Genomic DNA, 25,878 nt, shown 5'->3' with positions numbered 1-25,878 from the left:
GGATTACCCTTGGCGCCGCCGAAGATCTGGATGCTCCCGATGAAAAACACCGCGTTACTGACCCTCGCCCTGATCCTCAACGCAGGTCTGTTCAGCACACCCGCGCTGGCGGCCGGCGACGCCGAGGCAGGCGGCAAAATCTTCCCGCGCCTGTGCGGCGGCTGCCACCAGGTCGGCGAATCCGCCCGCCCCGGATTCGGCCCGCAACTCAACGGTATCATCGGCCGTCCGGCGGGGACGTCGGCGAACTATGTGTACTCCGATGCGATGAAGAACTCCGGTATCACCTGGAACCGCGAAACGCTGACGGCGTATCTGAAAGATCCGAAAGGCGTGGTGCCGGGGACGCGGATGATCTTCTGGGGGCTGAGTGATGAGGAGAAGATTGATAATTTGTTGGCGTATCTTCAGTCATTTCCCAATCAATGAGCTTAATGGCGGGGACCGCGCAACGCCGTTCCCGCGTTCAATTTTCCTGCTCGGCCTGACCGGCAAACCACCCCATCACCACCCCACACGCCGGATGCGCTGCCGCTGACGGCTGCAGGCACAACGAGTAAATCCCCCTGTTTTCAGCGGCTGTCCGAACGGCACCACCAACACCCCACGCTCGATGGACTCAGCCGCGAGCGTCATGTCCGTCACCGCCACACCCAATCCCCGCGCCGCCGCATCCAGTGCCAGTTCATCGAGATTGAACGGGATGTGCCGGTAATCCTCCAGCGGTTTGCCGTCGTTCGCGGCCAGCCATTCGATCCACGCCTGGCGATCCGCCGAGCGATGCAGCAAGGCAAAACGCTGCAGTTCTTCGACTGAAAGGGGGCGTCCACCAAACCGGGGGCGCACACCGGCACCAGGGTTTCCTGAAACAGCGTCAGGCAGTCCGGATCACTCGATGCCGTCGGCAAATAAAGGATGTACGCGTCGCTGTCACTGGTGGGCTCGACGACTTCGGTGGCGACGGTTTCGATGGCCAGCGAGACCTCGGGATGGTGCAGATAGAAGTCGCTGAGCCTGGGCAGCAACCAACGCACCGCGAGCGACACATGCAGGCGAATGCGGAACGGGCGCTTCTGCGGCGTGAGGCGTTCTTCGAGGTTTTTGAGTTGCTCGAAAATGCTCCGCGCGCTGGCCAGGACCTGTTCACCTTCCGGGGTCAGGTGCAGGTTGCGACTGGTGCGCACGAACAGCGCCACATTGAAGTGGCTTTCCAGTTGCTGGATCTGCCGGCTCACGGCGCTTTGGGTCAGGCACAACGTCTGCGCGGCCTGAGTGAAGCTGCCGCATCGGGCGACTTCGACCAGTGCCTGCATGGCTTGCAGGGACGGGACGTGGCGAATTTTATCCATGCGTTTTCAGAATGGCTCGATGATTTCTTAGCGTTGGTGAGGCGTTTGAAGACCCTATAGATTCTAGTTCTGGCGGCAATCTCCACAACACGGGCATGCGATTCACGCATGGGTATCCCAAGAAGGCAAGCCGCCGAACGACAGTCTTACGAGGTGATGCATGGACAATATCTGTGGCTGGATCGCGCAAGCCGGAAGCGCCCCGGCACGTGGCCGCCTGAGCGGGGCGCAAAAAGCCGACTGGCTGGTGATCGGGGCCGGCATCACCGGGCTCAGCGCCGCGCATAACCTCGCGCAATTGCACCCCCAGGCGCGGATTGTGGTGGTGGATCGGCAATCGGCGGCGCAGGGTGCTTCGGCGCGCAACTCGGGATTCGTGGTCGCCCATGAACACCCGGCCGACAGCGAACTGATCGGCGCCGCAGGCTTTGCCGGGTTTGAAGTCGACACGGCAATTTCCCGCGCCGCCAGCGAAGAAGTCCGCCAACGCATAGCCCGACACGCCATCGACTGCGACTTTCGTGACAGCGGTTATTTCTTTGCCGTCAACGACCCGGCCAAGCTCAATCAGGTCGACGCAAAACTGGCCACGCTGCGCGCCCTCGGTGCCCGCGCCGAGTTTCTGCAAGGCGAGGCGCTGAGCCAGAAGCTCGGCACTCGCCACTATCAGGCGGCGATCTGGTGCGGCAATGGCAATGCGCTGCTGCAACCGGCCAAGTATGTGAAGGGTTTGCTCAATGCGCTCCCGGACAACGTCACGGTGTTCGAGAACACCGATATTTCCGGTCTTGAGCGCGTGGGCCAAGGGCGCCTGCGTGCCCAAGGCGCCGAAGGCAGTATCGAAGCGAAACAGGTGCTGGTGTGCCTCAATGCCTTCATTCCCCGCGTCGGCATCCGCGACAGCGCCACGTTCCCGATGGAGTTGACTGCCAGTCTCACGCGTCCGCTCACGGATCAGGAATTCGCGGCCATCGGTTCGGTCGAGCCGTGGGGCGTGCTGTCGACCCGGCCGCTGGGCGCGACCGTGCGGTTGACCCCGGACCGCCGGGTGATGATCCGCAACACCGCCGAATACCGCACGCGAGACCTGTCCAACAGCGAACTGGTTTTGCGTCGGCAACACCATGTGCGCGGTCTGCAACGGCGTTTTCCGTTCCTTGGCGAACAAGACATTCGCTACACCTGGACCGGTCACCTGAGTGCGAGCCGTAGCGGCCAGGCCTATTTCGACCGGGTTGAGGAGGGCGTTTTCGCCGTGGCCGGTTGCAACGGTTCAGGCGTGGCGCGCGGAACCCTGTGGGGACGACTGTTGGTGGAGTTGGCATCGGGCGTCGACTCGCCCTTGCTGCAATCGGTGATGCAACGGGCCGAACCCGGCTGGCTGCCGCCGCGACCTTTCTTCGATATCGGTGCCATGCTTCGCATGCGCGTGGAGGCGGTCAGGGCCAGAACAGAAATCTGAAATTCCGCACATCCCACAAGAACAAAAGCCACTCAATTCAGGTGACAGAACATGCGCGTCCACACACTTCCCCTGGCGGTCCTGCTCGCGACGGCATCGACCGGCGCCCTGGCCGACGAAGCGGTCAACATTTCCAACTGGAACGGCTACATCGCCGACGACACCCTGGCCAACTTCACCCAAGCCACCGGCATCAAGGCCACTTACGACATCCATGACAGCAACGAAGTGCTGGAATCCAAGTTGATGACCGGCAATACCGGTTACGACGTGGTCAGTCCGTCAAACCACTTTCTGTCGCGGCTGATCAAGGCCGGCGCGATCCAGAAACTCGACAAGTCGCAACTGCCGAACTGGAAGAACCTCGATCCGCAGTTGATGAAGAAACTCGAAGTCAACGATCCGGGCAATCAATACGGTTATCCGTACATGTGGGGCACCGCCGGCATCGGTTACAACGTCGAGAAGATCAAGGCGATCTTCGGCAACACGGACGTTACCCGCTCGTGGAAGATGTTCTTCGAAGAGGACAACATCAAGAAGTTGAGCCAGTGCGGCGTGGCGATCATCGACAACCCGACCCAGGTGTTGCCGATCACCCTCAACTACCTGGGCCTGCCGCCACACAGCCATGAACCGGCGGATTACCAAAAAGCCGAGGCGGCCTTGTTCAAGATTCACCCTTACGTGCAGTACTTCCACGCGTCGAAGTACATCAGCGATCTGGCCAACGGCAACGTCTGTGCGGTGATCGGTTTCAACGGCGATGTGGTCCAGGCTGCGGCCAGTGCCAAGGAAGCGAAAAACGGTATCGACATCGCCTATTCGATCCCGGACGAAGGCACAACGCTGTGGTTCGACATGGTGGTCATGCCCAGGAACGCGCCCCACCAGAAGAACGGCTACACCTACATGAACTACCTGCTTGAGCCGAAAGTGATCGCCAACATCAGCAACAGCATTCACTACGCCAACCCCAACGCGGCAGCGAATGAGTTCCTGACGCCGGCGGTGGAGCAGGATCAGGCGATCTACCCGCCGAAAGAGGTGATGGACAAGTTGTTCACCGTGGAAGAGTTGCCGGCGGCGATTGCGCGGTTGACGACGCGGCTGTGGACCAAATTGAAGACCAATACCTGAAAAGACTCGTGATGCGCTGCTGGCAGCGCTTCATGAAACATTTCCAGATTGATACCAATGTGCCATTGCCTCCAGTAAAGTGTGCGCCGCCCGAGAGATGGATCCCGGGCGTTTACCCATGGAGTCTTGCAGTGAAATACCTCAGCAAAGTAGTCGCCGCCGCACTGTTCGGTGTGGTTCTGGCAGGTTGCACCGGCACCCCGATGAATACCAAGCACTACGACAGCAATCAGTACACCGTGATTGGCCACAGCGAAGCGACCGCCACCGGCCTGATGCTGTTCGGCGTGATCCCGATCCGGCAGAACAGCCGTTTCGTCCGCGCTCAAGAGGCCGCCATCCAGGCCAAGGGCGGCGATGCCATGATCAACACCCAGGTTCAGGAAAACTGGTTCTGGGCATGGGTTCTGAGCGGCTACACCACCAAGGTCTCCGGTGATGTGGTCAAGCTGAAAACCGTTCAGTAAGCGACGGTTGGATGTGAAAAAGCCCGGCTGATCAGGCCGGGCTTTTCTTTGTCTTGCGAAAGCGTTTTCAGGTCATGCGACGCGGCGTTCGATCAGACGATCCGAGCCGCCTTCAGCAACGCGGCGCTCTTGCAGACGATCCGAGCCACCTTCGGCAACGCGGCGTTCCAGCAGACGATCCGAGCCACCTTCGGCAACGCGGCGTTCCAGCAGACGATCCGAGCCACCTTCGGCAACACGGCGTTCGATCAGACGATCCGAGCCACCTTCGGCAACACGGCGTTCGATCAGACGATCCGAGCCACCTTCGGCAACACGGCGTTCGATCAGACGATCCGAACCACCTTCGGCAACACGGCGTTCGATCAGACGATCCGAACCACCTTCGGCAACACGGCGTTCGATCAGACGATCCGAACCACCTTCAGCTACACGCTGTTCGATCAATCGATCCGAACCGCCTTCGGCGATCATGGTGTGAGCGGGTTTGGCTGCAAAAGCGTTGACTGCAAGTACCGAGAAAGCGATGCCGAGAAGGATTTGGCGTTTCATGATCGTGTGCTCCGGGGTGTTGTTGGGTTGGTATGGAGCAGATGTTACGCCCGGGATTTTTTATGAGAACTTCATTGACGTGATGGTGACTATCGACGCCAGCGATGGATGCGTGGGCCCCGATTCACGGGGCTGTTGTCCGAATACAGAGTTCGCCGGTGGCACGGATCAGGGCCAGTTCATGCAACGCGTCGTGGGTCAAACCGCTGCGCGCCTTGGCCAGCCATGTCGGGCAATTCGAGTCATGACGATAGGGCGTAAAGTCGGCGTATTGCTGCAACAGCCGGGTTTGCAGCTCATCCAGGCGCGGACGAATCTGCTTGCCCAGGTCCGGACGCGGCGTGCCCGGCGCAGCGCCGGCCGCCTGCCACTTCGCGAGCAAACCGTATTGCACCAGTTTGTTGGCTTCCATTTGCGCGGCGATCAATTGCGCTACGTCTTCCGGATCGAGTTTGCGTTCGGTGGCCAGCGCCCGGGCATTGGCGATGACCTGGGCTTCCCGTGGGCTGTCCTGGATCGGCTTGCCGCTGTCCCATTTGGTCAGGGCGACGAGATCGCCGATGTTCAGACGTTCGTTCAGGGTTGCCAGCAATGGCTGCAGAGTCTCTGGAGCTGGAGAGGAAGTGGCAGCGCCGGCGATGCCGGCACATAGAGACAAAAGAACGACTGTAGCTAAACGCAAGGCGCGAGGCATGGAGCATGATCTCAAAGGTTATGGACAAGCCTGCGGTTTATCACGGTTAAGCAGAAGAGGGCAGATGCGATTTGCATTCAACTCCGTTCGCTGGCGACCGATACAGGCTTGTCTCTATTTTATGGCTCGGTGCTGATCTCCGAGAAAAAAGGAATTTCGATGCCTCGCAATCTGATGTCTCTGATGATTTTCTTTGTGTGTTCAATCGCTGTTGCCGAGACGGAGCCGCCCGGTACTGACTCGTTCAATCAGTACCTGACTGCATCCTGGGACTGGCAGACGCTGTCGAAGGAGCTTCTGTTGATGGCGACCGAAGACAACCCGGACAAGGCAAAAGCGAAAGCTGTGGGGGAAAAAATTCTTGAGAACAAAAACAAGGCTGAACGCTATCTGACTCAGTCGATCACGGAAGGTAATGCCGCCGCTGTATTTTACAAAGCCCGGATGACGGAGTTCGGCGACCCGATGAATCCCGATCTGCAAAAAAAACGTGAGAAGGCCTGCGAACTCTATGGCGATTCCGCCAGAAAAGGTCTGTTGGTCGGCGCCATCGTTTACGCAAAGTGCAGTGACACGGTTCCCAAGACGCCTCGTTACGACGAGAGCCGGGTACTTTTGCGTAATGCGTTGAACGCCGAGGACGCCTATCTGGGGTATTACCCATTTGCCGTCAGCCATGCGTACTGTTTTGAACGAACAGTTGAACCGCCAAAGGCTGATGAAGATCCACTCGCAAGGATAAGGTTACTGGCACAACCCACGTTGCTCGAAGCAGATCAGGCACGTGCCGAAGGCTTCTATTATCTGGCCGCCGATTACTCGTCCCCTGTCAGCGCTCAATCGCAACAGGATCTGCAGCACGCACTTGAGGCTGGGTGCCAGACAGACGGTTTACGGCTGAAACAAAAGAGTCAAAGCCCGAAGCAGCAATAGCTGGCGTGAGGGAAAACAATCAGCGATGAAGATGAATCTGTCGAGCCTTGAGGGGCACAGATGAAAACTTCTGCAATATCCGAGAAGTTCATTGCTCATCGCTCGGAAGTCACCGAAGCTATCCTCAACCTGTTCCCGGCAGTCGAGATGGACCTCCCTTCAATGCAAACCACCGCCCCAACACCGCTTTGGAAAACCTACCTGCTGTTCCTCGCCCCCATGGTGCTGTCGAACTTTCTGCAATCCATGTCGGGCACGGTCAACAGCATCTACATCGGCCAGATGCTTGGCACCCAGGCGCTGGCGGCGGTATCGGGGATGTTTCCGATCATCTTTTTCTTCATCGCGCTGGTCATCGGTCTGGGGGCCGGGGCAGGGGTGTTGATCGGTCAGGCCTGGGGCGCGCGTGAGTCGCATATGGTGAAGGCGATTGCCGGGGCGACGCTGTTGCTGGGGGTGTTGATCGGGCTGGTCGCGGCGGTGTTTGGCAGTGTGTTTGCGCGTCAGGCGTTGCAAGGGTTGGGTACGCCGGCGGATGTGCTGGATGACGCGGTTTCCTACGCCCGGGTGATGATGTGGACCTTGCCGTTTGTGCTGGTGTACGTGCTGTTCACCCAGCTGTTGCGCGGGGTGAGCGACACGCTGTCGCCGATGCTCGCGCTGCTGCTGTCGACCGTTGTCGGTCTGGCGCTGACCCCGGCGTTCATTCGCGGCTGGTTCGGCTTGCCGCAACTGGGCATTCAGAGCGCGGCGTTCGCCGGTCTGGCCGGTACGCTGGCGGCGATGGCGTGGCTGGCGTGGAGCCTGATCCGCAAGGGCCATCCGCTGGCGCCGGATCGGGAGTTCTTTGCGTCGTTGCGTCTGGACGGCGCGATTCTCGGCAAGGTGTTGCGCATCGGCCTGCCGACCGGGGTGCAGATGATCGTGCTGTCGCTGTCGGAGCTGGTGATCCTGGCACTGGTCAACCAGCACGGCTCCCAGGCAACGGCGGCCTATGGCGCAGTGACGCAGATCGTCAACTACGTGCAGTTTCCGGCGCTGTCGATTGCGATCACCGCGTCGATCCTCGGTGCCCAGGCGATCGGTGCCGGACGGCTGGAACGGATGGGGCCGATCCTGCGCACCGGGTTGTGGATCAACGTGTGCCTGACCGGTGGCCTGATCGTGCTCGGGTATCTGTTGTCGCACTGGTTGCTGGGGCTGTTCCTCACCGAAGACTCGACCCGGGCCATGGCCGAGCACCTGCTGCACATCATGCTGTGGAGCCTGTTGATCTTCGGCTTCCAGGCGATCATCGGCGGCATCATGCGCGCCAGCGGCACCGTGCTGGTGCCCGTCGCGATCGCGATCATTTGCGTGGTCGGCGTGCAGTTGCCGGCGGCGTACTGGCTGGACGGGCAGTTTGGTTTGCAGGGCGTGTGGATGGCGTTTCCGGTGGCGTATCTGGGGATGCTGGTACTGCAGACGCTGTATTACAAACTGGTCTGGCAGCATCAGAAAATCGAGCGGCTGGTGTAGGACTTACCGTCAGAATGCGCAGGGCCGTTCCCGGAGGAACGGCCCTTTTTTGCTTTCAGCGGCCAGCGTGAATCAGCGGCCGCTGGTGATGCCACGGCAACACCCGCTCCAGTTGCGCGGCCAGACGCAACAGAACATCGTCAGCCCCGAAGTGTGCCGCCAGTTGCACACCGATTGGCAGGCCGCTGTGTGACATCCCCAATGGCAGAGAGATGGCCGGTGTTCCCGCAACGTTGAACACCGGGGTGAAGGGCGAATGCTCGAACACTCGCGCCGTCCATTGCAGACCATCCAGCATGTCGGCGTCTCGATTGTAGAGGCCGATGGCTTGCGGCAGTTGCGGCAGGGTCGGGGTCAGCAGGATGTCGATGGACTCGAACCACGCGGCCACTTGCCGGGCGACGCTGTTGCGCACTTCCAGCGCGGCGGCGAAATCCGTGCCGCGCGATTGCTGGCCGAACGCGTAACAGGCGAGGGTGGCCGGTTCCAGGGTATTGCGATCGACTGGCCGCCGGGTAGCGGCGGCGAGATGGTCGATCCAGCGCACCAGACTCGCACACCAGATGTGCGCGTTGGCCTCGACGAACGCGTCCCACGACAGACCGAGCGGCGCTCGCACGGTTTCAACCTGATGGCCGAGGGATTCAAGCTCACGGGCAACACGGGCGGTGGCATCACTGATCTCGGGATCGACGCTGGCCCCGTTCCACGGTGCATCGAGCAAACCGATACGCAAGCGTCCTGGGTCGCGGCCGACCTGAGCCAGAAAACCTTCGGCCGGTGCCGCCGTGTAATAAGGATCTCCCGGCGCACAGCCCTGCACCACATCCATCAGCGCCGCGCTGTCGCGCACCGTCCGCGACAGGCCCAACTGCACGCCGAGCCCGGCGAACACCTCGTCCATCAATGGTCCGTGGGAGCTTCGGCCGCGCGTCGGTTTGAGGCCCACCAGCCCGTTGAAGGCGGCCGGAACGCGGATTGATCCTGCCGCGTCGGTGGCATGGGCGATCGGCACGATGCCCGCTGCGACCGCCGCACCGGCGCCGCCGCTTGAGCCCCCGGCGGACAGTTGCGGGTTCCACGGGTTGCGGGTCGGGCCTTGCAGGAGGGAGTCGGTTTCGGTGCTGAACGCCATTTCCGGGGTGGTGGTTCGGCCCAGATTGATGAGCCCGGCGGCGTTGAAGCGTTGCATCAGCGTGGAATCGCTTTGCGCGACCAGGCCTTGCGCGAGTCGGCTACCCAATTCATTGCGGCGCCCGGCTGCGGTGATCGCCAGGTCCTTGATCAGAAACGGCACCCCGGCCAAGGGGCCGCTGCCCGTGGTCGCGGTCGGTGTCCAATGCTCGATGACGGCGTTGATCGCCGGGTTGACCTGCTGTATCGCTTCGAGGGCCAGAGCGGTCAGCTCTTTGGCGTGGACTTCGCCTGAGGCAACCAATTGCGCGAGGCCGATGCCGTCATGTTCGGCGTATTCGTTGAGGTTCATGGATAGCACTCCGAGAGGGAGCGTCGATATTAGGTCGCAGGGTCTCAACTGATTAGCCCATAATCGCGGCATGAAATGTGCCATCAATGGCACAGTCAATTGCCCTCAGGCAGGCCCGAAATGATCCGTGACTTAAATGACACGCTGGTGTTTGTCTGCGTGGTGCGCCTCGGCAGTTTCACCGCCGCCGCCCATGCCTTGCAGATTCCGAAGACCACGGTCAGCCGCCGGGTGCGCGAGCTGGAACAGGCCATCGGGGTGCAGCTGCTGCGTCGCACCACCCGTCAGTTGAGCCTGACCGAGGCCGGGGCGGTGTATTACGAGCAGTGCAAATCCATCGACGACACACTCGAGCACGCCGAACGGGCGGTGCATCAATTGCGGGACGGGCCCCGTGGCTGGTTGCGGGTGACGGTGCCGTTTTCATTCGGGGTGAGTTGGTTTGCGCCGCTGCTGGCGGGGTTTCGTCAGGCGTACCCGGAAATTCGCCTGGAGATTCTTGCGTCCCACGTGCCGATGGATCTGGTGGGCGAGGAGATCGATGTTGCACTGCGGCTGGGGGCACTGCCGGACTCGAGTCTGATCGCCCGGCGACTGGCCAGTTTTGCCACGGGCATTTACGCGGCCCCGGAATGCCTCGCCCGCCACGGTACACCGCAAACGCCGGAAGAATTGCTTCACCATCAGACGTTGACGCTGCATCAGGCCCGGCGCGATGTCGGTTATGTCTGGCCATTGCGTCGGGAAGGGGCGCGACTGAAAGATTATCGTGTCGAGCCCGCTATCCTGGCCAACGACCCGGCGCTGTTGCACGATGCGTTGCTCGCCGGCGAGGGATTGAGTCTGGCGATGGACCAGAGCATGAAAGCGGATGTGCAGGCCGGACGCCTGATCCGGGTGTTGCCGGAGTGGATCGGTCCGCCGCAGGATCTCAACGCGGTCACGGCTCGCGAGCATCTGCCATCGCCCAAGGTGACGGCGTTGATCGGTTACCTGAAGACGCACATGCCGGACGGAGTGGCGTAAGCGGCGGTTGTTTGCTTAAGTCAATCGAGGCCCACCGAGGCGCCGGAGCATCCCATGTCGATTCGATTGTTGTTGGCTGCCGTGTGTTGCCTGATCGTCATACCGACGGCGCAGGCGGTGGAGTACACCCGGGTCAATACCGCCGCCAGCCAGATCAGCTTCACCTACAACCAGATGGGCTCGCGGATGTACGGCACGTTCGGCAAGTTCGACGCGACGCTGGACTTCGACACTGCCAATCTGAGCAACGCCCGCACCACGTTGCACATCGACCTCACCAGCATCGACGCCGGCAGCGAAGACGCCAATACCGAACTGGTAAAACCGGCGTGGTTCGACACGCAAAAGTTTCCGACGGCAGTGTTCGAATCGACCGGTTTCAGCCGGGTCGATGAAAATCATTACCTGGTGGCCGGCCGGCTCACCCTCAAAGGCATCACGCGCGAAGTGCAGGTGCCGGTGCATCTGAAACCGGACAACAGCATCGGCATCTTCGACGGTGAACTGGTGCTCAAGCGCGATGCCTTTGGCCTCGGTGCCGGCGAGTGGGCCGACACCGTGGTCTCGAACGACATCGCGATCAAGTTCAAGGTCGTTGCACCGGCCCAGTGACCGGACTCAATACGCCCGCCAGTGCCCCGGCACCCAGCGCCATTGGTTGCCGGCCCAGCGGTAATGCCCGGCGACCCAGTGATAGCCCGGCGCAGGCATCGCCGGAACCACTTCGACGATCGGTGGTGGGCGGTGCGGGCGCACCGGTTCGACGACGCAACCCGACAGGGTGATTGCCACCAGCGTGGCAGTGATCAAGGTTTTTAGGGTTTTCGACATGGTGATGTTCCTGGTGGGTAACGTTGGCGGACGGTTGCGCGATCAACGCACCCAATGGCCTTCAATCCAGTACCAGTTCGGTCCGCGCGCCTGCCAGTGGCCCGGTTCCCAGCGTGCGCCGCGGTGACGCACCGGTTGCCAGTGACCGGGCATCCAGACATAACCCCGGCCTTCCCAGCGCCAGTGGCCGCGATCCCAGGCATAACCTGCCCGTGGACCGGGCATCGGTTCCATGCGCATCGGTGGCGGTGCTTCGCGGATGATCATTTCGGGTTGGGCAAACACAGGGGAACTGGCCAGCGCGGCCAGCGTCACGGGCACCAGCAGCAGGGCTTTTCGCCATTTCAACAGGGAACGCAGAACGTTCATGACAACTCCTCAGGGCCTGCGTCGGGAAAATGAACGCAGTTGAAGAATTGGACGCCAAACGGGCGAAAAGTCCGCTCACCGGCAGATGAAATTTTTGTCAGGCTTGCACAAGGTATGATGTCGCGGTTCGCCGGTCGCTCAACCCGCCCGGCAACCTGTGTTTTACCGCCGGAGTTCACCCGCCATGCCCCGCATCACCCACTACAAATCCCCGTGCCCCGAAGGCGTCAACAGCCAGATCCTGCAGATGGTGGTCGACTACCTGACCGACATCAGCGCCATCGGTCTCGGCCCGAGCAACCTGTTGTACAACGTCTATCAGTACGCGGTCGGCTACGAGGTGCATTTGTATCTGGAGGCGCTGAACGGCGAGAAGGGCACCGAAGTGGAACTGCTGGTGGCCACCGACGACGATGATCCGGAACAGGTAATCGGCTTCTTGTTGTACTTGCCGGTGCAGGGCGATTGGGAGGCGTGCAATGTGGCCTATCTGGCGGTCGATCAGCAGCATCGCCGCCAGGGCGTGGCCCGTGCGTTGATTGCTGACATGGTTGCGCGTTACCCCCATGCCGAACTGACGTGCAGCGTAGGTAAAGTCCCGTATTTCGAGGCGCTGGGCTTTGAAGTGCTGGGCCAGTTGGAGACTCAAGTGCTGATGAGCACCCGGCATTACCGCAGCAACGGTTTGCGCGGTTTTATCGACACCACGCCGATCTACCGCTCGCTGGAGGTGCAGCAGATTCACACCTACCTGCTGCAGAAGCACGGCAAACGGGCGATGGTCGATGCCGAAAAACAGCGTGACCGGCACCTGGACCAAGTCACCCGTCACACCGAAAAATTTGTCCGCCAGCGCCTGACCGTGCACTGAGTCGGCCAACGGCAAAAAAGCCCTTGTTGCGAATGACCGCAACAAGGGCTTTTTTTGTGCCCGTGATTTCAGGACAGCTTCACGTTCATGGTGATTCGTGCCGTGAACACCTTCTTGCCCTCGGCGTCGTGGATGTCCACCGGCACGATCTTGTCGCCTTCGGTCTGCCAGTCCAGCCCTTCGCCATCGGCCACCGCGGTCACGTCGGATTTGGCCTTGGCCAGGTACTCGACGGTCATGCCTTTGGGAATCCAGCGGGCGCCGGCGGGGATCGACACGTCCGTCATCATCCCGGCCGCGAGTTCGGCGGCGTTGCACATGGCAATGGCGTGTACGGTGCCGAGATGGTTGGTGATCTCGCGGCGGAACGGCACCTGCACCGTCGCCGAGCCTGCGCGCAGATCACTGACCAACGGATTGATGCTGCTGAAATACGGCGCGACCTGACAAGCCATCTGGCTGAACGCTTGTGGGCCTGCGCTGGTGAACATGCTGAGAAACTGACTCATGGTGAAGCCTCGCGATTAGGGGAATTTACAGAATGATGTTCCGTTACAGAATATTGTTCTGTAACGGAACGGTATTCTGTCCGTGGGAAATCTGTCAACCTAGGCGCGTTTCGATCACCGGCACGGCCGTGCCTTTCAACCGGATTCACAAGGCCTTCAACCCCATGGACACCGCAGATCTACTCGAGCGCAGCTACCCCGGACGCCGGGCCGAACTCAAGCGCGACATCTTTCGCCAGGCCTTGCGCCTGTTCAACGAGCAGGGGATCGAGGCCACCACCATCGAAATGATCCGCGCCGAGTGCGACACCAGCGTCGGCGCGATCTACCACCATTTCGGCAACAAGGAAGGACTGGTGGCCGCGTTGTTTTTCACTGCGCTGGAAGATCAGGCGCGCTTGCGCGACGCCTATCTGGCCGAGGCGACAACGACCGAGGAGGGCGTGCAGGCATTGGTCTACAGCTATGTGGACTGGGTGGAAAACCAGCCGGAATGGGCGCGGTTCCAGTATCACGCGCGTTATGCCGTGACCCGGGGGCCGCACAAGGACGAGCTCGCCGACCGTAACAGGACGCGCAACCAGGGTCTGCGCACCTGGCTGAGCGAATCCGGGCGCGCCGCCGAACTCAATGAATGTCCGGCCGAGTTGCTGCCGTCGCTGATCGTCGGTCAGGCTGACAGCTACTGCCGCGCGTGGTTGTCGGGAAGAGTGCAGGGCAGTCCGAAGGCTTATCGCGAGTTGCTGGCGCAGGCCACGTGGCGCTCGATTCGCCGCGAACCGGAACGCTGATTTTCAGAGACAAAAAAAGAGCCTCAAGACTCTTTGATGGGGAGGAAGTAGAGCCCGTGAGGCTCAAGATGCGCGTGAAACAAGGTGCGGGCTTGATTGGGGTTCAGGGCACCCGCACCTACGCAGCGGTTTGGCGAACCAAGCGGCTGCGTATCTCCATCCTAGGAAGGTGCCCGGGCGGTCTCAAGTACCGTCAGTCACTTGCTTTGCGGCGCTGGCGGCGGCCCTTTCGACCATTGCGGTGATGGTTGCAAACAACTCGTCGCGGGCCTGCGCCGCGCTGATTTCGCCGGTGGCCGCAGCTTGAGATAGCGCCTCGGCGGCACCGAGCATGGCGCGCAATCCCGCTTGGGTAATGTCGCCACCGTCAGCGAACGGCAACAGCACACGGCGGCATTTCTCCAGGAAAATCGCCTCGTATTCGCGCTTGATCTTCTCCAGTTCCGGCGAACTGGCCAGGGCGGCGATCACCCCGGGAATCTCCTTGCCCTGAGTCAACACACAGTCGACATACGACGTGGCAATCACCGAGGCAGTGCCGCTCAATGTCGCCTCGCAATTGTCCAGCGCGGCGTCCATCAGTGCGGTCTGGCGCCTGTCGAAATCCTGATACAGCGCCGCCAGCAAACCGGCGCGGGTGGTGAAGTGGTCATACACCACCGGTTTGGTCACACCGGCCTTTTCCGCCAGATAGCCCAGGGTCAGGGCGTCGGTGCCTTCTTCGCGAATCAATTGCCAGGCCATGTCGAGCAACTGGCGCTGGCGGTCTTCCCGGGACAGGCGTCGGCGGGGTTGAGCGGATTCGGGGATTTCAGTGGTTGACATTGCTTATATACCAAACGTAACTTACTGAAGGTAACTTACTAAGTGTAGCTTATCAAAAGGATAAGCCCTTGGTCAGCAATCACCAACCGGAGATTTCCCCATGCACGCATTGATTGTTGTGGCTCATGACGATCCCCGTTCGCTGACTCATGCGCTGGCGCAGAAAATCGCCAAAGGCCTGTCGGAGAACGATCCGTCCAACACCTTCGAAATTGCTGACTTGCACGCCGAGGAATTCGACCCGCGTTTCGGCGTGGCCGACTGGGCGGTGCATCACCGTGAGTCAGCACCACCGGCAGACGTTTTGGCCGAGCAGGCTCGGATCGACCGCGCCGATGCGCTGGTGCTGGTCTATCCGGTGTTCTGGTGGTCGATGCCGGCGCTGCTCAAGGGCTGGATCGACCGGGTGTTCAGCAATGGCTGGGCGTTTGATTTCGACGGCGATTCGACCCTGAAGAAACTCGGACGCCTGCGCGTGCATCTGGTCGCACTCGGCGGGGCGGATGCACGGACCTACGACCGCCACGGCTACGGTGCGGCGATGAAGGCGCAGATCGATCACGGGATTTTCGATTACTGCGGGGCGACGGTGGCGGGCTCGGCGATGTTGCTGGAGTCCGAGTCGGGCGATCCTGCGGTGCAGTTGCAGGCCGCGCTCGAACTCGGACAAGGGCTTTTTCGCTAGTCGATGCGTTTGAAGACCAGCGCTTTCAGACCGCTTTCCGGATCAATATCCGGAAACTCCGGCGGGTTCTCCAGCCGCTGCTCGAAACGCAGGCTCGGCGCTTCCTGGGTCACGCCGTCGATCAGGAAGTCCGAACCGAACGACGGATCGTTCATGCACGCCAGCACCGTACCTTGCGCCGTCAGCAGTTCCGGCAGGCGGCGCAGCACGCGCTGGTAATCTTTGGTCAGCAGGAAGCTGCCTTTCTGGAACGACGGCGGGTCGATGATCACCAGATCGTACGGGCCGCTGTTGATCACTTTGCCCCAGGACTTGAACAGGTCGTGGCCGAGGAAACTCACCTTGCTCAGGTCATGCCCGTTGAGACGGTGATTGTCGCGGCCCCGGCTCAGTGCGGCACGGGACATGTCGAGGTTGACCACATGGCTGGCACCGCCCTCGATGGCCGCTACCGAAAAACCGCAGGTGTAGGCGAACAGGTTCAGCACCCGCTTGCCCGCTGCCTGCTCGCGCACCCAATTGCGCCCGTAGCGCATGTCGAGGAACAGCCCGGCGTTCTGCTTGCGGCCCAGATCCACGCGGTATTTCAGCCCGCCCTCGACGATGGTCATCTCGTCGATCTCGTCCCCCAGCAGCCATTCGGCGGTGCTTTGCGGCAGGTAACGGTGCTGGATCAACAGGGTGTGGGCGCCGGACTGTTGCCATGGCGCCGAGCCGGTGATTTCCAGCAACAGACGCTTGAGTTCTTCCAGTTGCGAAGCCTCGGGTTCCTTGAACAGCGACACCAGCACCACGCCTTGCATCCAGTCCACCGTGACTTGCTCCAGCCCCGGCCAGCAGCGTCCACGACCATGGAACAGGCGCCGGGTTTCGGCCAGGGCCGAGGTCAGCGCGGTGAGCAGATGGGCGTGGAGAACGGCGAGGGCTTGAGGGTTCATCAATCGGGATCGGCCAGCAAAAGGGCGGGCATTTTAACCACAAAAGCGCCGTGGCGATGGCCCGCCGAGCGGCGTTATCGAAAAGACCTGTATCAAAAATGAATTTATGTACAAGGCGCTGCTCATACCAGATAAGCAGCGGGATCATGCCGCTAAATCGTTCATGCAATTCAGGGAGTGCCAGTTCATGTGTCCAATTCCGACGTCGAGCGCGCACCTTCCTGGCGGGTTGATTCTGGTAGTGGAAGACGATCCGTTGATTCTGGAGTTTCTGTGCGAAATTCTTCAGGAGGAAGGGTTCAAGGTCGAGCCGCAGACCAGTGCCGATGCGGCGTCGCAATACCTGGAAGAGCACGCGCCGGAAGTCGCGCTGCTGCTCACCGACATCACCATGCCCGGCACCCTCAACGGCGCGGACCTGGCCAACCTGGTGGGCGAGCGCTGGCCGGAGAAACCGGTGATGGTCATGTCCGGCTATGAAACGCCGGAAACCTCCGGCGTCCGCCATCCGGTGGCGTTCATCAAGAAGCCCTGGGCCATCGGTCAGTTGCTCGATTGTGTGGACGGCGCCTTCAAATCCAAGGCGCCGCGTCTGCACTGAGGCCGGTGGCAGATGCTACATTGCCGGGCACATTTGCCCGGCTCTGCCTAAGGATGCGATCCCTTGTCTGCTCACGATGCTGTTTTCAATCGCGCGTTTGGCGCGTTCCTGTTCGACATGGACGGTACCGTCCTCAACTCCATCGCCGCCGCCGAGCGGATCTGGGCGGCCTGGGCCGAGCGTCATGGCGTGGATGTTGAGTCGTTCCTGCCGACCATCCACGGCGTGCGCGCCGTCGACACCATCACACGTCTGAACCTGCCGGGGGTGGACGCCGAGGCGCAAGCGGCGTTCATCACCGAAGCGGAAATCGAAGACGTTGAAGGCATTGTCGAGATTCCGGGTGCGGCGGCGTTTCTCAAGTCGTTGCCGGCAAATCAGTGGGCCATGGTGACCTCGGCGCCAAGGGATCTGGCGTTGCGGCGGATGGCGGCGGCGGGGATTCCGGAGCCGGCGGTGATGATCACTGCCGAAGACGTGACGGCAGGTAAACCAGACCCTGCTGGCTATCGACTGGCTGCGAACCGTCTGGGACTGAAACCGACCGATTGCCTGATATTCGAAGACGCGACTGTCGGTATTCAGGCCGCTGAGGCAGCCGGTGCGCCATTGATGATCATCACGTCGACCCACCAGCATCCGATCGAGACTGCACACGCGACCATCGCCAGCTACCGCGAGGTTGCGCTGAGTATCGACAGCGACGGCCAGTTGCGTCTGCAACCTCAGTAAACGCCCGGCAACAACCGCCAGCTGCGCGCGCAATAGGCGTCGTATTCGGCGCCGAACTGGGTGCGCAGCAAGGCTTCTTCCGAGTGGATACGGGCGATCAGCGGGATCAGCGTGAGCGCCGCCAGCAGGATCCCGACCACCGAACGAAATGCCAGGGCCCAGCCCAGTGCGTTGACGACCAGCCCCAGATAGCTGGGATTGCGCAGGCGTGTGTAGATGCCATCGGTTACCAGACGGTGCCCCGGCTGAATCGCCACCAGTCCGCTGAACCGATGCCCGAGTACGAACACCGGCCATAGCCGCAATGCCCCACCGACGATGAACAGCAACGCCCCCAGCCAGCGGGTGCCTTCGCTGCCCACGGTCCAGAAACCGATACGATCGCACCAGGCCGGGAGAAAACCACTGACCAGTCCGATCACGCCGAACGCCGGAAGCACCCAGCGATTGGCCCGGTCCTCGCGCTCGCCGGAGCTGAGGTTCACTTCGCTGAACAACGACACCACCACCATCACCAGCGTCGCCAGGGCCACGACCACCAGTGATCCGTGGGAGAAGAACACCGCCACGCCACCGATGCCCCACATCGCCAGACCCAGATAGGCAAGGGTGGCGAGCACCGCGACGACGGTCATTTGCGCTGACATTTTCATAGGCACCTCACGGCTGTTCCGTTCAGTGTAGATCCCGGCACGATCCCCGGCGTTTACCGTTCAGGGAACAGGGTGGACTAAGCTTCAGACAGGGACGTTTCGCTTTCATCCGTCCACGCTCCGACGCAGCGGTCGCCCGGACGTGGCCTCAACAGGAGCCCGCCATGCTGCACATCCGCACGCCGTTGATCCTCCATCCGACTCTGTCGACCACCTCCCGGCGTATCTGGTTGAAACTGGAAAACCTGCAACCCAGCGGCTCTTTCAAACTGCGGGGCATGGGCTTGTTGTGCAGTCAGGCGGCGGCGCAGGGCAAGCGCAAAGTCGTCTGCCCGTCCGGTGGCAACGCCGGCCTCGCCACGGCGGTGGCGGCGGCCAGTCTGGGTTTGCAAGCCTGCATCGTGGTACCGCACACCACCCCCGAAGCGACCCGTGCCCGCATCCGCCGCACCGGCGCCGAAGTCATCGTCCATGGCAAGGTCTGGGACGAAGCCAACCAGCGAGCGCGGGAGCTGGCCAGCGCGGCAGACACCGAATATGTCCCGGCCTTCGACCACCCGGTGTTGTGGGAGGGGCACAGCACCATGATCGATGAAATCCTCCAAGACTGCCCGCAGGTCGACACTGTGGTCACCTCGGTCGGCGGCGGGGGATTGCTCGCAGGGATTCTCACCGGACTGCTGCGCCATGATCGGCGTGACTGCCGGATCATCGCCTGCGAAACCCTGGGCGCTGCCTCGTTTGCCGCCGCCGTCGAGGCCGGCCACCCGGTGCGCCTGAGCAAGATCGACACCGTCGCCACCTCCCTGGGCGCCGCGCAGGTAGCGAAGTGGCCGGTGCAGCACATCGGCGAGTTCGATCACGAATGCCTGGTGCTGTCCGATGACGACGCGATCATGGGCGTGGTGCGTTATGCCAGTGATTTGCGGCAACTGGTGGAGCCGGCGTGCGGGGTGTCGCTGGCGGTGGCTTATCTTGATCATCCGGCGTTGGCGGAGGCTCGGGATGTGGTGATTGTTGTTTGTGGCGGGGTGAGTATCAGTGCGCAGTTGGTGGCGGGGTGGGCGCGTTTCGGGATTTGAATGCTCGGATTTCTGTGTCGACCGCTTTCCCTCACCCCAGCCCTCTCCCGGAGGGAGAGGGGGCCGACCGCAGTGTCTTGAGGGATACATCGACCTGAAAAACCGAGTCGATTATGGATTCACTGCAGATCTTTCAGGTCGATGTATTACGGCAATATCCCCCAATCAGTTCCCTCTCCCTCCGGGAGAGGGCTAGGGTGAGGGCGATTTCTGGATCAGGACCGCGATCTCAGATCCTCCGCGATCCTGACAATCTGCTCCAAAACATCCCCCATCTGCTGAATCACCTCAAGATTACTGAACCGCACCACCTCAATCCCAAGCCGCTGAAGATAGAGCGTCCGCCGCCGATCATGAACCTCTCCCGCCTCCTCATAATGCTGACCCCCATCCAGCTCCACCGCCAACCTCAACTCCACGCAATAAAAATCCAGTACAAACGGCGGAATCGGCACCTGCCGCCGAAATTTCAGCCCCGCCACCTGCCGCGCACGCAGCCTTTGCCAGAGCATCTGCTCGCAATCGGTCTGGCTGGCGCGCAACCGGTGGGCGAATCGGCGTTGGTCGAGGGTAGGGCGATTTTGCATGCTTCACGTCCTTGTGAAGTGGGATGGAAGATTCACTGTAGACCGGACAAACCGTCAGTGCCGGATCAACCTGATCATGGATTCACACTAGATTTTTCAGGTCGCTGCATCACGTCAATATCTCCCGATCAGTTCCCTCTCCCTCGGGGAGAGGGTTAGGCGGGCGGCGTTCCGATGAGGGGCCAGCGGATTATCTGGCGCCCGAGATGTCCGAGCCCGTCAGCACCGTCCTGAATGTCTCCACCAACGGCCGCAAATTGACCCGATGCCAAGCCGCCCACAACGGCGTGGTAAACGCCAGCCAAGGCACCTCCCGCAACACCACACCCGGCGGGGCGTTGTGGCTCAGGCCTCTCTGGATCATTGCAATCCCCAGCCCCGAAGCGACCAGCCCCAGCGCGGTAAACGGCTCGGTCGCCTGCATCCGCACATCCGGGGTGAAGCCGGCACGCAGACAGGCGCTGAGGAAGTCGTCGCACGCATCCTGGCGCGGTTGCACGCCGATCCATTCCTGAGTGGCCAGATCCTCCGGGCTCAGCGAAGCCTGAGTCGCCAGCGGATGCTGTTCCGGCAGCGCCAGCAGCATCGGGTCATCCAGTACCTGAAAACCCAGCAGATCCGGATCGTCCGCCGCCGGCGGTTCACTGACCAGCGCAATATCGAGGCTGCGCTGACGCAGCCCTTCAAGCTGTTCAGCGGAGTTGAGGTTGTACAGCGCAACATGCACGTTCGGCCGATCCACCCGCAGCACACGCAAGGCGTTGGGCAGGACGCCCGCGTGCATGGCGTTTTCGATGTAACCGATGCACAAACCACCTTCTTCGCCCCGGCCCAGGCGCTTGCCGAGGGATTCCAGGCGATTGGCGTGGGTCAGCAGGGCGCGGGTTTCGGCGAGGAATGTCTGGCCGTCACGGGTCAGACGGATGCGTTGCTGGCTGCGTTCGAACAGGGTCAGACCCAGGCGCTCTTCGAGCTGGGCGATCTGTCGGCTCAGGGGCGACTGGGAAATATGCAGGCGCTCGGCCGCGCGGCCGACGTGCTCTTCTTCGGCGACGACCACGAAGTAGCGCAATTGGCGGAAATCGATCATGTCAGACCTTTAGGGACTCAAGTGCTGCGCATTATGTCTTGGACGGTCTGAGTGTCGCAATCTAGGATCTGCTCAACGGTCAACCACGACCCAGACACTACGAGGAAATCCCCATGAGTTTGAAAGACAAACTGCCCGGCCAGCTCGGCTTCGGCACTGCGCCACTGGGCAACATGTTCCGCGCCATTCCTGAAGAAGAAGCCCAGGCCACCGTGCATGCGGCGTGGGATGCCGGCGTGCGTTATTTCGACACCGCGCCGTTCTACGGCTCGGGCCTGTCGGAAATCCGCCTCGGCGAAGCGCTGTCCCGCTACAAGCGCGACGACTATGTGCTGAGCACCAAAGTCGGCCGGGTGATTCTCGATGAAGTCGAAGACGCCGCCGCCCGGGATCTGGGCGAAAAAAGCGGGGTGTTCGAACACGGCCGCCCGAACAAGATCGTCAACGACTACAGCGCCGACGCCACGCTGCGCTCGATCGAAGACAGCCTCGAACGCCTGAAAACCGATCGCCTCGACATCGTCTGGGTCCACGACATCGCTCAGGATTTCTACGGCGATCAATGGCTGGAGTACTTCAACCAGGCCCGCACCGGCGCCTTCAAAGTCCTGACCCGTCTGCGTGAAGAAGGCGTGATCAAGGGCTGGGGCCTTGGCGTGAACAAGGTCGAACCCTGCGAATTGACCCTTGATCTGGCCGAAGCGCAGCCCGACGGCTTTCTGCTGGCCGGCCGCTACACTCTTCTCGACCACGAACGGGCCCTGCAGCGCCTGATGGATTCGGCGCGGGCGCAGAACGTTGAAATCGTTGTCGGCGGCCCTTATAGCTCGGGGATTCTGGCCGGTGGCGCGCACTTCGAATACCAGAAGGCCAGCCCTGAGATCGTTGCCAAGGTCGAGCAGATCAAACGCATCGCGGCGGCCCATGGTGTGGATGTAAAAGCAGCGGCGCTGCAATTCTCCCTGGCCAATCCGGCGGTGGCGGCGGTGATTCCCGGCGCGAGCAAACCCGGGCGGATCGCCGAAGACGTAGCAGCGCTGTCGGAGGTGATTCCTGCCGGTTTCTGGCAGGCCATGCGTGAAGCGAAACTGGTGTCCGAACGTGCACCATTACCTATCGATGAGGTGAAAGCATGAAGATCGATCTGAGCGGAAAACTGGCGATTGTCAGCGGCAGCACGGCGGGAATCGGTTTGGGCATCAGCCAGTCGCTGGCCGAGGCAGGTGCCACGGTGGTGGTGATCGGTCGCGACGCGGCCAAGGTCGAACAGGCACTGGCGAGCATTCGCGACAAAGTGCCGGGCGCGAAACTGCGCGGCCTGACGGCGGATCTGGGCACGGCCGAAGGTGCGCAGAAACTGTTCGCCGCCGAACCGAAAGCCGACATCCTGGTGAACAACCTCGGGATCTACAACGCCGTGGATTTCTTCGATGCGCCGGACGATGAATGGACGCGCTTCTATGAAATCAACGTGATCTCCGGCGTGCGCCTGTCGCGGCATTACGTGCCGGCGATGGTCGAGCAGGGCTGGGGCCGGGTGATTTTCCTGTCTTCGGAATCCGGCGTGGCGACCCCGGCCGACATGATCAATTACGGCGTGACCAAAAGCGCCAACCTCGCGGTGTCTCATGGTCTGGCCAAACGGCTGGCGGGCACTGGCGTCACGGTCAATGCGATCCTGCCGGGGCCGACCTTCACCGACGGCGTGGAAGAGATGCTCAAGGATGCCGCTGCCGAATCCGGTCGCAGCCTGCGGGACGAAGCCGACGCGTTTGTGCGCCGGGCCCGTCCGACCTCGATCATCCAGCGCGTGGCCAATGTCGAAGAAGTCGCGCACCTGGTGACCTACATCGCTTCACCGCTGTCCTCGGCCACCACCGGCGCCGCACTGCGCGTCGACGGCGGTGTGGTCGACAGCCTGGCAATCTGAATTTTTGAGAGAGACATTTATTTATGGCAACAGCAACAGCATCCATCGACATCCCGGCTTCGGCCGATCAGGTCTGGCAATTGATCGGCGGCTTCAACACGCTGCCGGACTGGCTGCCGTTCATTCCCAAGAGTGAACTGAGTGAAGGCGGGCGTGTACGCAGCCTGCAAACCGCCGACGGCGGGGTAGTGGTCGAGCGTCTGGAAAGCTTCGATAACGCCGGCAAGACTTACAGCTATTCGATCCTGCAGGCACCGTTTCCCGCCACCGATTATCTGGCGACGATTCGCGTCGAAGCCCAGGGTCAGGGCGCGAAGGTGACGTGGTCGGGGCGCTTCACGGCCAAGGGCGTGAGCGATGAGGAAGTGGTGGCGCTGTTCAGCGGCATCTATCAGGGTGGACTGGAGGCGCTGCGGGCCAATTACCCGGCCTGAGTTTCATGATCGTTCCCACGCAACGTGGGAACGATCACTGCCAAAAGTCAGGACTGTGAAATCAGACTCTGCCGACAATCCAGCACCAGTTTCGCCCCGCCCAGATCGCTGCGACCCACCTCAAGACTGAACCCGTGCAGGCTGACAATCGCTGCAACGATCGACAGCCCCAGTCCGAAACCGCTTTGCGGTTGCCCACCCTCTGCACGATAGAAACGCTGGAACACTGCTTCGCGTTCCGACTCGGGAATGCCGGGACCGGAATCGTGCACCTCGATCCGTGTATGCCCCGCATCATTCACCCCCGCAAAATCACCGTGCCTCCCGGTGGAGTGAACTTGATCGAGTTGCTCAACAGGTTGGCCAGCGCCTCGAACAACAGCGCTCGATCACCATTGAGCATCGGCAGGGTTTCCGGCATGTTCAGCTCGAAGCGCAGTTCGTCTTCTTCGGCCAGCGGCAGGTAGAACTCATGCAGTTCCTGTAGCAGCCGCACCGGATCGAGCTCGACGAAGCCGGAACGGCGCTGGCGATCTTCCAGTTCGGAAATCCTCAGCAAACCCCGAAAACGCGCCATCAGCGTATCCGCCTCGGCCAGCACCAGATCCAGTTGCGCGGCCTCCGGCGAGCCTTCGCCGGCCTGTTGCTGCATGCGATACAACTGCGCCCGCAGGCGGGTCAGCGGGGTGCGCAGGTCGTGGGCGATGTTGTCGCACACGCCTTTGACTTCGTTCATCAGGCGCTCGATGCGGTCGAGCATGGCGTTGACGATGGCGGCGAGCATGTCCAGTTCATCGCGGCGATTGGACACGGGCAAGCGGTGAGTCAGGTCACCGGCAACGATTGACTGGGCACTGGCCTGAATCGCGCGGATCCGCCGCAACGGCCGGCGTCGCAGCAAATGCCAGCCGATGATCCCCGGCACGATCGTCAGCGAAACACCCCAGAGCAGGGCGCGCAGAATGATCCGGGTCACGGCGAACAGCGAACCGTTGTCGCGCACCAGCACCAGCCAGCGACCGTCGCGGGTCGGCGTGGCGACCGCATCGCAGCTGTCGGCGGGCAGGGTCGGGTCGTCGGATTCGGAGCAGTCGCGCAGCTCGTGGATCTTGCCGTCCAGCGGCAGGCCGGCAGGCATCTGCTGCAAGGCCCCGCCGAGGTAGGTGTGGTCGGCGGCGAACAGGCCGTAGGCGTCGATGCCGCGAATGTCGAAGGTCATGCTGGCGGCGAGTGCGTCTTCCAGTTGCTCACCACGAAAGTGCGAAAACAGATGCTGACGCTGCATCAGCGAATGCTTGGCCAGGTTGTCGAGGTAACCGGACACCTCGAAATACATGACCCCCATGAGGATCCCGCTCCAGGCCACGAACAACGAACTGTAAAGCGCCAGCAGTCGGCTGCTGGAGGAACGCCAACCGTCAGACGGGTTCGGCAATGACATAACCCGAGCCTCGCACCGTGCGGATCAACGGGACATTGCCCGGCGGGTCGATCTTCTTGCGCAGACGACCGATGTGCACGTCGATCAGGTTGGTGCCCGGGTCGAAGTGATAACCCCAGACTTCCTCGAAAATCATCATCCGCGACAGGATCTGGCCGCTGTTGCGCATCAGGAATTCCAGCAACTTGTATTCGGTCGGCAGCAGCGTCAGCACCTGCTCGGCGCGGCTGGCTTCATGGCTGATCAGGTCCAGTTCCAGGTCCGCCACACGCAGGGTGGTGGGCTGGGTGCCACCGTTGTTCTGGCGGCGCAGCAACACTTCGACCCGGGCAGCCATCTCATCGGTGGCGAAGGGTTTGGTCAGGTAATCGTCACCGCCGGCGCGCAGGCCGCGTACGCGTTCGTCGACATCGGACAGGGCACTGATCATCAGGATCGGCGTGGACACACCCATCGTGCGCAAGGTAGTGACGATGGCCAGGCCATCGAGTTCGGGCAGCATGCGGTCGAGGGTAATCAGGTCGTAATTGCCGCTGACGGCGCGGTCGAGGCCTTCGCGGCCGTTGTCGACCCAATCCACGTCGAGGCCGTGGCTGCTCAGTTCGGCGACGATTTCCCGGGCGGTCACGGCGTCGTCTTCGATGGTGAGGATGCGAGTCATGGTGGGCCTGCTGATCGGTTCAAACGGAATGGCAGCATTTTGCCAAGATTTTGCAATAACGCTTTAAATTAACTTTCATGTTGTAGTTGATACAAACGGCCAGGGCCGGTTTTTTGTGCCAATGCATAAAACCCGCTGCGATTGCACCGTTGTTGCAAATTGCATGGTCCCGGGAAGTTCATTCTTTTTAACTCATTGAATTTCAACGATTTATTTAATGT

The 25,878-nt window shown here is 61.4% G+C and carries 29 protein-coding genes and 2 pseudogenes; 17 read left to right on the top strand and 14 right to left on the bottom strand.

The genetic code is table 11. The annotated features are described in order from the left end of the window. The first annotated feature begins 39 nt into the window (after nt 1–39). Nucleotides 40–429: a c-type cytochrome gene (locus R1A29_RS17165; RefSeq protein ID WP_438299022.1), complete on the top strand. Its 390-nt coding sequence runs from the start codon at nt 40–42 to the stop codon at nt 427–429. 37 nt (nt 430–466) lie between these two features. Here the strand turns inward: R1A29_RS17165 and R1A29_RS17160 are convergent. Continuing rightward, nucleotides 467–1,349: pseudogene (locus R1A29_RS17160) on the bottom strand (LysR substrate-binding domain-containing protein). A 160-nt stretch (nt 1,350–1,509) separates the two neighbouring features. On the opposite strand from R1A29_RS17160, the gene R1A29_RS17155 reads away from it, so the two are divergent. The 3 genes from R1A29_RS17155 (at nt 1,510) to R1A29_RS17145 (ending at nt 4,418) form a co-directional block, all read left to right on the top strand. Beyond that, entirely contained in the window at nt 1,510–2,811 is a 1,302-nt protein-coding gene (locus tag R1A29_RS17155) for an NAD(P)/FAD-dependent oxidoreductase (protein ID WP_438299021.1), read from the top strand. A gap of 51 nt (nt 2,812–2,862) precedes the next feature. Then, nucleotides 2,863–3,951, top strand: coding sequence for a polyamine ABC transporter substrate-binding protein (locus R1A29_RS17150; protein WP_438299020.1), 1,089 nt, complete (start codon nt 2,863–2,865; stop codon nt 3,949–3,951). A 131-nt stretch (nt 3,952–4,082) separates the two neighbouring features. Further along, nucleotides 4,083–4,418 carry a hypothetical protein gene (locus tag R1A29_RS17145; RefSeq protein ID WP_085711582.1) on the top strand — a complete coding sequence of 112 codons (336 nt, stop codon included), beginning with the start codon at nt 4,083–4,085 and terminating at the stop codon, nt 4,416–4,418. 72 nt (nt 4,419–4,490) lie between these two features. Here the strand turns inward: R1A29_RS17145 and R1A29_RS17140 are convergent, their stop codons facing one another. Together R1A29_RS17140 and R1A29_RS17135 are read right to left on the bottom strand one after the other, a co-directional pair. After that, the gene (locus R1A29_RS17140; protein WP_438299019.1) at nt 4,491–4,970 is read right to left on the bottom strand and encodes a phage infection protein; all 480 of its coding nucleotides are present in this window, start codon (nt 4,968–4,970) and stop codon (nt 4,491–4,493) included. A gap of 124 nt (nt 4,971–5,094) precedes the next feature. After that, the gene (locus tag R1A29_RS17135; protein ID WP_438299018.1) at nt 5,095–5,664 is read right to left on the bottom strand and encodes a chorismate mutase; all 570 of its coding nucleotides are present in this window, start codon (nt 5,662–5,664) and stop codon (nt 5,095–5,097) included. Nucleotides 5,665–5,823: 159 nt separating this feature from the next. Here R1A29_RS17135 and R1A29_RS17130 point away from each other — a divergent pair, with 159 nt between their 5' ends. After that, complete coding sequence (locus tag R1A29_RS17130) at nt 5,824–6,597, top strand: hypothetical protein (RefSeq protein WP_438299016.1); 774 nt, start codon at nt 5,824–5,826, stop codon at nt 6,595–6,597. 162 nt (nt 6,598–6,759) lie between these two features. After that, nucleotides 6,760–8,115, top strand: coding sequence for an MATE family efflux transporter (locus R1A29_RS17125; RefSeq protein WP_438302059.1), 1,356 nt, complete (start codon nt 6,760–6,762; stop codon nt 8,113–8,115). 55 nt (nt 8,116–8,170) lie between these two features. Here the strand turns inward: R1A29_RS17125 and R1A29_RS17120 are convergent, their stop codons facing one another. Then, nucleotides 8,171–9,601 carry an amidase gene (locus R1A29_RS17120; protein ID WP_438299015.1) on the bottom strand — a complete coding sequence of 477 codons (1,431 nt, stop codon included), beginning with the start codon at nt 9,599–9,601 and terminating at the stop codon, nt 8,171–8,173. A 120-nt stretch (nt 9,602–9,721) separates the two neighbouring features. Between R1A29_RS17120 and R1A29_RS17115 the strand changes: the two genes are divergently transcribed. Further along, nucleotides 9,722–10,627, top strand: a complete 906-nt coding sequence (locus tag R1A29_RS17115) for a LysR substrate-binding domain-containing protein (RefSeq protein WP_438299014.1) — start codon at nt 9,722–9,724, stop codon at nt 10,625–10,627. Nucleotides 10,628–10,681: 54 nt separating this feature from the next. Continuing rightward, the gene (locus tag R1A29_RS17110; RefSeq protein WP_438299013.1) at nt 10,682–11,239 is read left to right on the top strand and encodes a YceI family protein; all 558 of its coding nucleotides are present in this window, start codon (nt 10,682–10,684) and stop codon (nt 11,237–11,239) included. A gap of 6 nt (nt 11,240–11,245) precedes the next feature. On the opposite strand, the gene R1A29_RS17105 is transcribed toward R1A29_RS17110, so the two are convergent. Beyond that, the gene (locus R1A29_RS17105) at nt 11,246–11,458 is read right to left on the bottom strand and encodes a YXWGXW repeat-containing protein (protein WP_438299012.1); all 213 of its coding nucleotides are present in this window, start codon (nt 11,456–11,458) and stop codon (nt 11,246–11,248) included. Between the two features lie 42 nt (nt 11,459–11,500). Further along, a complete protein-coding gene (locus R1A29_RS17100) occupies nt 11,501–11,827 on the bottom strand; it encodes a YXWGXW repeat-containing protein (protein WP_085711572.1) in 327 nt (108 codons plus the stop codon). Between the two features lie 184 nt (nt 11,828–12,011). Here R1A29_RS17100 and R1A29_RS17095 point away from each other — a divergent pair, with 184 nt between their 5' ends. Then, the gene (locus R1A29_RS17095; RefSeq protein ID WP_438299011.1) at nt 12,012–12,698 is read left to right on the top strand and encodes a GNAT family N-acetyltransferase; all 687 of its coding nucleotides are present in this window, start codon (nt 12,012–12,014) and stop codon (nt 12,696–12,698) included. Nucleotides 12,699–12,766: 68 nt separating this feature from the next. Here the strand turns inward: R1A29_RS17095 and R1A29_RS17090 are convergent, their stop codons facing one another. Continuing rightward, nucleotides 12,767–13,207 (bottom strand): hotdog fold domain-containing protein, encoded by a 441-nt coding sequence (locus R1A29_RS17090; RefSeq protein ID WP_438299010.1) that lies wholly within the window; start codon nt 13,205–13,207, stop codon nt 12,767–12,769. A 164-nt stretch (nt 13,208–13,371) separates the two neighbouring features. Between R1A29_RS17090 and R1A29_RS17085 the strand changes: the two genes are divergently transcribed. After that, complete coding sequence (locus tag R1A29_RS17085; protein ID WP_248740765.1) at nt 13,372–13,998, top strand: TetR/AcrR family transcriptional regulator; 627 nt, start codon at nt 13,372–13,374, stop codon at nt 13,996–13,998. Nucleotides 13,999–14,181: 183 nt separating this feature from the next. On the opposite strand, the gene R1A29_RS17080 is transcribed toward R1A29_RS17085, so the two are convergent. Beyond that, entirely contained in the window at nt 14,182–14,823 is a 642-nt protein-coding gene (locus tag R1A29_RS17080; RefSeq protein ID WP_438299009.1) for a TetR/AcrR family transcriptional regulator, read from the bottom strand. A gap of 100 nt (nt 14,824–14,923) precedes the next feature. Between R1A29_RS17080 and R1A29_RS17075 the strand changes: the two genes are divergently transcribed. Then, nucleotides 14,924–15,508 (top strand): NAD(P)H-dependent oxidoreductase, encoded by a 585-nt coding sequence (locus R1A29_RS17075; RefSeq protein WP_438299008.1) that lies wholly within the window; start codon nt 14,924–14,926, stop codon nt 15,506–15,508. On the opposite strand, the gene R1A29_RS17070 is transcribed toward R1A29_RS17075, so the two are convergent. Next, on the bottom strand, nt 15,505–16,446 hold the full coding sequence (locus R1A29_RS17070; RefSeq protein ID WP_438299007.1) for a class I SAM-dependent methyltransferase: 942 nt from the start codon (nt 16,444–16,446) through the stop codon (nt 15,505–15,507). The two genes, R1A29_RS17075 and R1A29_RS17070, sit on opposite strands and share 4 nt — an antisense overlap. Before the next feature lie 187 nt (nt 16,447–16,633). On the opposite strand from R1A29_RS17070, the gene R1A29_RS17065 reads away from it, so the two are divergent. Together R1A29_RS17065 and R1A29_RS17060 are read left to right on the top strand one after the other, a co-directional pair. Continuing rightward, on the top strand, nt 16,634–17,047 hold the full coding sequence (locus tag R1A29_RS17065) for a response regulator (RefSeq protein WP_085711565.1): 414 nt from the start codon (nt 16,634–16,636) through the stop codon (nt 17,045–17,047). 63 nt (nt 17,048–17,110) lie between these two features. Next, nucleotides 17,111–17,779 (top strand): HAD-IA family hydrolase, encoded by a 669-nt coding sequence (locus R1A29_RS17060; protein ID WP_438299006.1) that lies wholly within the window; start codon nt 17,111–17,113, stop codon nt 17,777–17,779. Here the strand turns inward: R1A29_RS17060 and R1A29_RS17055 are convergent. Beyond that, complete coding sequence (locus tag R1A29_RS17055; protein ID WP_438299005.1) at nt 17,773–18,432, bottom strand: methyltransferase family protein; 660 nt, start codon at nt 18,430–18,432, stop codon at nt 17,773–17,775. The genes R1A29_RS17060 and R1A29_RS17055 overlap by 7 nt on opposite strands. A gap of 164 nt (nt 18,433–18,596) precedes the next feature. On the opposite strand from R1A29_RS17055, the gene R1A29_RS17050 reads away from it, so the two are divergent. Next, entirely contained in the window at nt 18,597–19,514 is a 918-nt protein-coding gene (locus R1A29_RS17050; protein WP_438299004.1) for a pyridoxal-phosphate dependent enzyme, read from the top strand. A 215-nt stretch (nt 19,515–19,729) separates the two neighbouring features. Here R1A29_RS17050 and R1A29_RS17045 read toward each other — a convergent pair whose 3' ends face one another. After that, nucleotides 19,730–20,101 carry an endonuclease domain-containing protein gene (locus R1A29_RS17045; protein ID WP_438299003.1) on the bottom strand — a complete coding sequence of 124 codons (372 nt, stop codon included), beginning with the start codon at nt 20,099–20,101 and terminating at the stop codon, nt 19,730–19,732. A 190-nt stretch (nt 20,102–20,291) separates the two neighbouring features. Beyond that, nucleotides 20,292–21,191: a LysR substrate-binding domain-containing protein gene (locus tag R1A29_RS17040; RefSeq protein ID WP_438299001.1), complete on the bottom strand. Its 900-nt coding sequence runs from the start codon at nt 21,189–21,191 to the stop codon at nt 20,292–20,294. Nucleotides 21,192–21,304: 113 nt separating this feature from the next. Here R1A29_RS17040 and R1A29_RS17035 point away from each other — a divergent pair, with 113 nt between their 5' ends. Genes R1A29_RS17035 through R1A29_RS17025 form a run of 3 tightly spaced genes read left to right on the top strand, consistent with a single transcriptional unit; the run spans nt 21,305 to nt 23,555 of the window. Continuing rightward, nucleotides 21,305–22,327 (top strand): aldo/keto reductase, encoded by a 1,023-nt coding sequence (locus tag R1A29_RS17035; RefSeq protein ID WP_438299000.1) that lies wholly within the window; start codon nt 21,305–21,307, stop codon nt 22,325–22,327. Then, the gene (locus tag R1A29_RS17030; protein WP_085711559.1) at nt 22,324–23,121 is read left to right on the top strand and encodes an SDR family NAD(P)-dependent oxidoreductase; all 798 of its coding nucleotides are present in this window, start codon (nt 22,324–22,326) and stop codon (nt 23,119–23,121) included. Before R1A29_RS17035 ends, R1A29_RS17030 begins: the two co-directional genes overlap by 4 nt. Before the next feature lie 23 nt (nt 23,122–23,144). Continuing rightward, nucleotides 23,145–23,555: an SRPBCC family protein gene (locus R1A29_RS17025; RefSeq protein WP_248742102.1), complete on the top strand. Its 411-nt coding sequence runs from the start codon at nt 23,145–23,147 to the stop codon at nt 23,553–23,555. 47 nt (nt 23,556–23,602) lie between these two features. On the opposite strand, the pseudogene R1A29_RS17020 reads toward R1A29_RS17025, so the two are convergent. Next, nucleotides 23,603–24,996 (bottom strand): annotated as a pseudogene (locus tag R1A29_RS17020) (sensor histidine kinase). After that, nucleotides 24,974–25,657 (bottom strand): response regulator transcription factor, encoded by a 684-nt coding sequence (locus tag R1A29_RS17015; protein WP_085711556.1) that lies wholly within the window; start codon nt 25,655–25,657, stop codon nt 24,974–24,976. Before R1A29_RS17015 ends, R1A29_RS17020 begins: the two are co-directional and overlap by 23 nt. Nucleotides 25,658–25,878: the final 221 nt, after the last annotated feature.

It is taken from the genome of Pseudomonas sp. NMS19W (assembly GCF_051554255.1).
GTDB lineage: Bacteria > Pseudomonadota > Gammaproteobacteria > Pseudomonadales > Pseudomonadaceae > Aquipseudomonas > Aquipseudomonas kribbensis.
Note: the sequence above shows the minus strand (reverse complement) of the source record. Positions and strands in the feature narration are given on the sequence as shown.

Bases quoted from the DNA above. Each gene is read 5' to 3' on its own strand.
- R1A29_RS17135 (WP_438299018.1), bottom strand. From the start codon at position 5,664: ATGCCTCGCGCCTTGCGTTTAGCTACAGTCGTTCTTTTGTCTCTATGT.
- R1A29_RS17110 (WP_438299013.1), top strand. From the start codon at position 10,682: ATGTCGATTCGATTGTTGTTGGCTGCCGTGTGTTGCCTGATCGTCATA.
- R1A29_RS17100 (WP_085711572.1), bottom strand. From the start codon at position 11,827: ATGAACGTTCTGCGTTCCCTGTTGAAATGGCGAAAAGCCCTGCTGCTG.
- R1A29_RS17165 (WP_438299022.1), top strand. From the start codon at position 40: ATGAAAAACACCGCGTTACTGACCCTCGCCCTGATCCTCAACGCAGGT.
- R1A29_RS17085 (WP_248740765.1), top strand. From the start codon at position 13,372: ATGGACACCGCAGATCTACTCGAGCGCAGCTACCCCGGACGCCGGGCC.
- R1A29_RS17155 (WP_438299021.1), top strand. From the start codon at position 1,510: ATGGACAATATCTGTGGCTGGATCGCGCAAGCCGGAAGCGCCCCGGCA.
- R1A29_RS17030 (WP_085711559.1), top strand. From the start codon at position 22,324: ATGAAGATCGATCTGAGCGGAAAACTGGCGATTGTCAGCGGCAGCACG.
- R1A29_RS17140 (WP_438299019.1), bottom strand. From the start codon at position 4,970: ATGAAACGCCAAATCCTTCTCGGCATCGCTTTCTCGGTACTTGCAGTC.
- R1A29_RS17045 (WP_438299003.1), bottom strand. From the start codon at position 20,101: ATGCAAAATCGCCCTACCCTCGACCAACGCCGATTCGCCCACCGGTTG.
- R1A29_RS17040 (WP_438299001.1), bottom strand. From the start codon at position 21,191: ATGATCGATTTCCGCCAATTGCGCTACTTCGTGGTCGTCGCCGAAGAA.
- R1A29_RS17025 (WP_248742102.1), top strand. From the start codon at position 23,145: ATGGCAACAGCAACAGCATCCATCGACATCCCGGCTTCGGCCGATCAG.
- R1A29_RS17055 (WP_438299005.1), bottom strand. From the start codon at position 18,432: ATGAAAATGTCAGCGCAAATGACCGTCGTCGCGGTGCTCGCCACCCTT.
- R1A29_RS17035 (WP_438299000.1), top strand. From the start codon at position 21,305: ATGAGTTTGAAAGACAAACTGCCCGGCCAGCTCGGCTTCGGCACTGCG.
- R1A29_RS17090 (WP_438299010.1), bottom strand. From the start codon at position 13,207: ATGAGTCAGTTTCTCAGCATGTTCACCAGCGCAGGCCCACAAGCGTTC.
- R1A29_RS17130 (WP_438299016.1), top strand. From the start codon at position 5,824: ATGCCTCGCAATCTGATGTCTCTGATGATTTTCTTTGTGTGTTCAATC.
- R1A29_RS17065 (WP_085711565.1), top strand. From the start codon at position 16,634: ATGTGTCCAATTCCGACGTCGAGCGCGCACCTTCCTGGCGGGTTGATT.
- R1A29_RS17150 (WP_438299020.1), top strand. From the start codon at position 2,863: ATGCGCGTCCACACACTTCCCCTGGCGGTCCTGCTCGCGACGGCATCG.
- R1A29_RS17095 (WP_438299011.1), top strand. From the start codon at position 12,012: ATGCCCCGCATCACCCACTACAAATCCCCGTGCCCCGAAGGCGTCAAC.
- R1A29_RS17120 (WP_438299015.1), bottom strand. From the start codon at position 9,601: ATGAACCTCAACGAATACGCCGAACATGACGGCATCGGCCTCGCGCAA.
- R1A29_RS17015 (WP_085711556.1), bottom strand. From the start codon at position 25,657: ATGACTCGCATCCTCACCATCGAAGACGACGCCGTGACCGCCCGGGAA.
- R1A29_RS17125 (WP_438302059.1), top strand. From the start codon at position 6,760: ATGCAAACCACCGCCCCAACACCGCTTTGGAAAACCTACCTGCTGTTC.
- R1A29_RS17115 (WP_438299014.1), top strand. From the start codon at position 9,722: ATGATCCGTGACTTAAATGACACGCTGGTGTTTGTCTGCGTGGTGCGC.
- R1A29_RS17070 (WP_438299007.1), bottom strand. From the start codon at position 16,446: ATGAACCCTCAAGCCCTCGCCGTTCTCCACGCCCATCTGCTCACCGCG.
- R1A29_RS17075 (WP_438299008.1), top strand. From the start codon at position 14,924: ATGCACGCATTGATTGTTGTGGCTCATGACGATCCCCGTTCGCTGACT.
- R1A29_RS17105 (WP_438299012.1), bottom strand. From the start codon at position 11,458: ATGTCGAAAACCCTAAAAACCTTGATCACTGCCACGCTGGTGGCAATC.
- R1A29_RS17080 (WP_438299009.1), bottom strand. From the start codon at position 14,823: ATGTCAACCACTGAAATCCCCGAATCCGCTCAACCCCGCCGACGCCTG.
- R1A29_RS17050 (WP_438299004.1), top strand. From the start codon at position 18,597: ATGCTGCACATCCGCACGCCGTTGATCCTCCATCCGACTCTGTCGACC.